Origin of the sequence: Nonomuraea sp. NPDC049649 (genome assembly GCF_040675175.1) — a bacterium.
Classification (GTDB): domain Bacteria; phylum Actinomycetota; class Actinomycetes; order Streptosporangiales; family Streptosporangiaceae; genus Nonomuraea.
In genome coordinates this window covers 1-4,158 of the sequence record NZ_JBFAOH010000072.1, presented here as the reverse complement: position 1 = coordinate 4,158, position 4,158 = coordinate 1, and the positions used below count along the sequence as shown (strand labels likewise).

Here is a 4,158-nt window from a genome sequence, read left to right as displayed (position 1 = left end):
GATTCCAGATCCGCACCGTCCCGTCTACGCTGGCAGTGGCCAGGCGGGTGCCGTCCGGGTTGAACGCCACCGAGAGTACCGAGTAGGTGGTGAGGGTGCGGATCGGGCGGCCGGTGGCTGGATCCCATATCCGCACCGTTTTGTCTCCGTCGGCGCTGGCCAGGCGGGTACCGTCCGGGCTGAACGCCACCGAGTAAATTAAGTAGGCGTCCTCGTCGAGGGTGCGGATCGGGCGGCCGGTGTCCACATTCCATATCTGTATCGTCGGACCATTACCGGCGGTGGCCAGGCGTTTGCCAGCCGGGTCGAACGCCGCCGCGTGAACCTCGCTAGTGTCGGCGGTGAGGGTGCGAATCGAGTGGCCGGTGTCCACATTCCATATCCGTATCGTCTGGTCGTAGCTGGCGGTGGCCAGGCGTTTGCCGTCCGGGCTGAACGCCACCGACGGCACCGCTTCGGCGTGGCCGGCGAGGGCGCGAATCGGGCGGCCGATGGTGGTATTCCACATCCGCGCTGTCGCGCTTGAGTCGACGCTGGCCAGGCGCTTGCCGTCCCGGCTGAACGCCACCGAGACCACCGAGCTGGTGTGGCCCGTGAGGGGGGCGCCTATCTGGCGGCCGGTGAGCGCATCCCATATCCGCACCCCTGGGTCGGCACCTGCGGTGGCGAGGCGCTTGCCAGCCAGGTCGAACGCCACCGCGTACACCTCGCTACTGTCGACGGCGAGGGTGTGAATCGAGTGGCCGGTGTCCACCTCCCACACCCGCACCGTCGTGTCTCGGCTGGCGGTGGCCAGGCGTTTGCCGTCCGGGCTGAACGCCACCGATCGCACCGCTTCGCTGTGGCCGTCGAGGGTGCGGATCGGGCGGCCGGTGTCCGCATTCCAGACCCGCACCGTCTCATCTCGGCTGCCGCTGGCCAGGCGTTTGCCGTCTCGGCTGAACGCCACCGACTCCACCGCTTCGGTGTGGCCGGCGAGGGGGCGCCTATCTGGCGGCCAGTGACCGCATCCCATATCCGCACCCTCGGGTCGGCACCAGCGGTGGCCAGGCGCTCGCCGTCGGGGCTGAACGCCACCGACTCCACCGCTTCGGTGCGGCCGGCGAGGGTGCGAATCGAGTGGCCGGTGTCCACCTCCCACACCCGCACCGTCCCGTCGTGGCCGACGGTGGCCAGGCGCCTGCCGTCCAGGCTGATCGCCACTGACCGCACCGCTTCGTGGCTGGTGAGGGTGCGGATCGGGTCGCCGGTGTCCGCATCCCATATCCGCACCGTTTTGTCTCCGTCGGCGCTGGCCAGCCGCTTGCTGTCCGGGCTGAACGTCACCGACCACGCTGGGCTGGGGCCGCTCAGGACGCCCCGTGCGGGCTGGCTGAGCACCGCGTACATGCTTGTGCGGGCGTCGTCGGTCGGGGCGATCGCCCAAGCCGCCGCTGCCAGGCGCGCCGCCGTCACCGGGTCGCCGGGCAAGGATTGGCTGTAGGCGGCTACCTGGCTAGACAGTGCCTGGATGTGTTGCTGAATCGCTTCGGTGGCCTGCCGGTCGGCGTCCTGCGCGAAGCGCACGGCGGTTATCGCGGTGATGACAGCGATGACCAGGAGCCCGGCCAGGGCAGAGAACAGGGCCTGCCAGCGACGCCGGGTACGGGTGGCGGCCCGGGCGCCGGCGTGAAGGAAAGCGCTGGCGACCTCGGGCAGCATGAGATGGCGGCCGGGGTCGGACTGCCAGCTCGCCGCGGCTAGCTGGGCCGTGTCCAGCCGGACGCCGCGGTACAGGAACGACGCATCTTGGTTGTTCCGCTCCCATTCGGTGGCGTCCTGGCAGATCTCCCCGTGCAGGATGCGATCGGCTTGCTCCTCCGCCAGCCAGGAGCGCAGGCGTGGCCAGGCGCTGAGCAGGACGTCGTGGGCAAGTTCGACTGTGTCAGCCGCCGTCGAGTCCGCGAGCTTCGCCGGAGGATCGCCCGTCGCTGTGAAGGAAGCGCTGCTGCCCGTCGTGGTCGAGTCGGATGCGTCCAGTGCGTCAGCAGGTGCAGGTACGGGGGCGGGCGGTGCGGAGCCGGTCACCATCAGCCGGGCGCGGGTGAAGGCCGTCACGACGTGCCGGACCACCTCAGGCTCGGCTGGCTCGCAGCGGGCGGTCAGCTCACTCACAGTCGCGCGCTGCCGCACGGGCTGCCCGTCGGCGCCGATGAGGGTCAGCGCCAGCAAGACCCCTTTGGCGGCCTCCCGCTGCCGCGGGGATAGGTCACGGTAGGCGTCTTCTGCGGCATCCTGCACGGCGGAGGCGACGCCGCCGGAGCGGTCATAGCCATGCAGGGTCAGCTGCCCGTCCTGGCGGTGCTGCCAGGTGCGCACCATCGCCATCGACAGCAGCGGCAGCGCTCCCACCACCGAGCCGCCGCCCGGAGCCCCGTCCGCCGAGGCCCGGGTGTGGGCGAGGAGGTCGCGCACCACCTGCTCGGCCAGACCGTCTTGCACCTGCAGTCCGGCCGCCGCGGCCGGCCCGGTGATCGCGCGGCGCAGTTCCGGCTCGCTCATCGGGCCCAGCACGAACGCCCGTTGCTCCAGCGCTTGGGCCAGCGCCGGGTGGTCGGCGCATCGGTCGAGGAAGTCGCCGCGCACCGCCAGCACCACGATCCCGGGCGGATCCCGATCGTGCCGGTCCGCGCCCTGCTGCCCGGCCGCATCCGGACCGGGATCCTGTGGGCCGGCCGGGGTGGCGATCGCATCAAGCGCGGCCACGAACGCGGCCGCTTCCTCGGCGTGCCCGCGCACCGGTGAGGTGAACAGCTCCTCGAACTGGTCCACCACCATGATCAGCCGCCGCGGGGTTTCGCCGGACCCGCCCTGCTGGTGGCGGCGGATCGCCTCGGCGGCCAGCACCTGCCGGGCCCGCACCCGGGCCCGGCCTGGATCGGCACGCAGTTCGCCCAGCACCACATCTGGGTCGGCGTCGCACCGCACCGCCAGCTGCACGGCCAACTCCTGCAGCGGCTGCTCGGAGGGGGTCAAGCACACCTGCGGCCACGACGCGCAACCGCTGGGGTCGGCGGAGGCGGCGGTCAGGGCGGGCAGAAGCCCGGCGTGCAGCAGCGACGACTTACCCGCGCCGGAAGCGCCGGTCACCATGACCAGCCCGCCCTTGGCGCGCTCGTCGTCGACCATCGCCGTGACCATTACCTGCAGCCGGGCGGTGGCTTGGCCCCGCCCGTGAAACAGCACCGCCTGCTCCAAGCCGAACGGCGCCAGCCCCTGATATGGACAACCGTCCGCCCACAGCACGCCGCCACCTGCCTCGGGCAGCGTGCGCAACCGGCCAAGGCTGGTGCCGAGCAGCGCCCACCACGCGTCACGGTCGGGGAGAGTGTCGATCAAGGTGATCGGCACGATGGTGAGATCCGATGCACCTTGACGCGGCGCGTGTTCCGATACCACCCCGACGACCAGGTCGCCGGCCAGCACCGCGGCCCCGGACATGCCTGACCAGGCCGAGTCTGCCAGCGGTGCCCCGGCCGATGGCAGTGGCGGCCCCTCGGGGCGATGACCGGTCTGCAGGGTCAGCAGGCCCGGCCCCGGCCGCTGTGAAATAGGAATCCGGCCGCTGACCTGGGCGGCCTGGCGGACCGCCGTCGCGCCGCCGCGCTCCAGGAACCGCGGGAACCCCACCGCGCCGCAGTCCTCGACCACTTCCAGCCGCTCCGTACGGTCGGCGATACGCGCGAACCCGATCAGCGGCAGCCGCCCGATATCCGCCGGTGCGTCCTCGGTCAGCTCCAGCACGGCCAGATCCGCGTGCTCGACCTCCCCGCGCAGCAGCACCCGCGCCCGCCAGCTCGTCTTCGGGCCATCGGGCCAGGGGATGGCCCGCCGGACCTCGATGTCCCCGTCGACGACGGCATGCAACGAGGTCAAGACGTGGCGGCCGTCGATCAGGAATCCCGAGGCGACCTGCCACTCCGTCCGGGCCGTCGAGCCGCGGCCGACGGCGACCTGGGCGATCACCTCGACGAACCGGTCCTGGATCGCCACCAGCACGACTCGCCCCCTCCGGCTAACCCGGCTTAGAACTCCTAACAGAATGATCAGCGGACGAGGCGGCGCCAGCAGATGATGGCAGCGGCCAGCGTCATGAAGGCCTCGTGGATGTCATCGCGA

At 71.4% G+C, this 4,158-nt stretch carries 3 pseudogenes; all 3 read right to left on the bottom strand.

Features of this window, described 5'->3' with window-relative positions:
- Positions 1–190 (bottom strand): annotated as a pseudogene (locus AB0J42_RS36830) (hypothetical protein); the annotation flags it as partial.
- A 96-nt stretch (positions 191–286) separates the two neighbouring features.
- Positions 287–1,015: pseudogene (locus AB0J42_RS36825) on the bottom strand (WD40 repeat domain-containing protein); the annotation flags it as partial.
- 5 nt (positions 1,016–1,020) lie between these two features.
- Positions 1,021–4,005, bottom strand: a pseudogene (locus tag AB0J42_RS36820) (trypsin-like peptidase domain-containing protein); the annotation flags it as partial.
- Between the last annotated feature and the right edge of the window lie 153 nt (positions 4,006–4,158).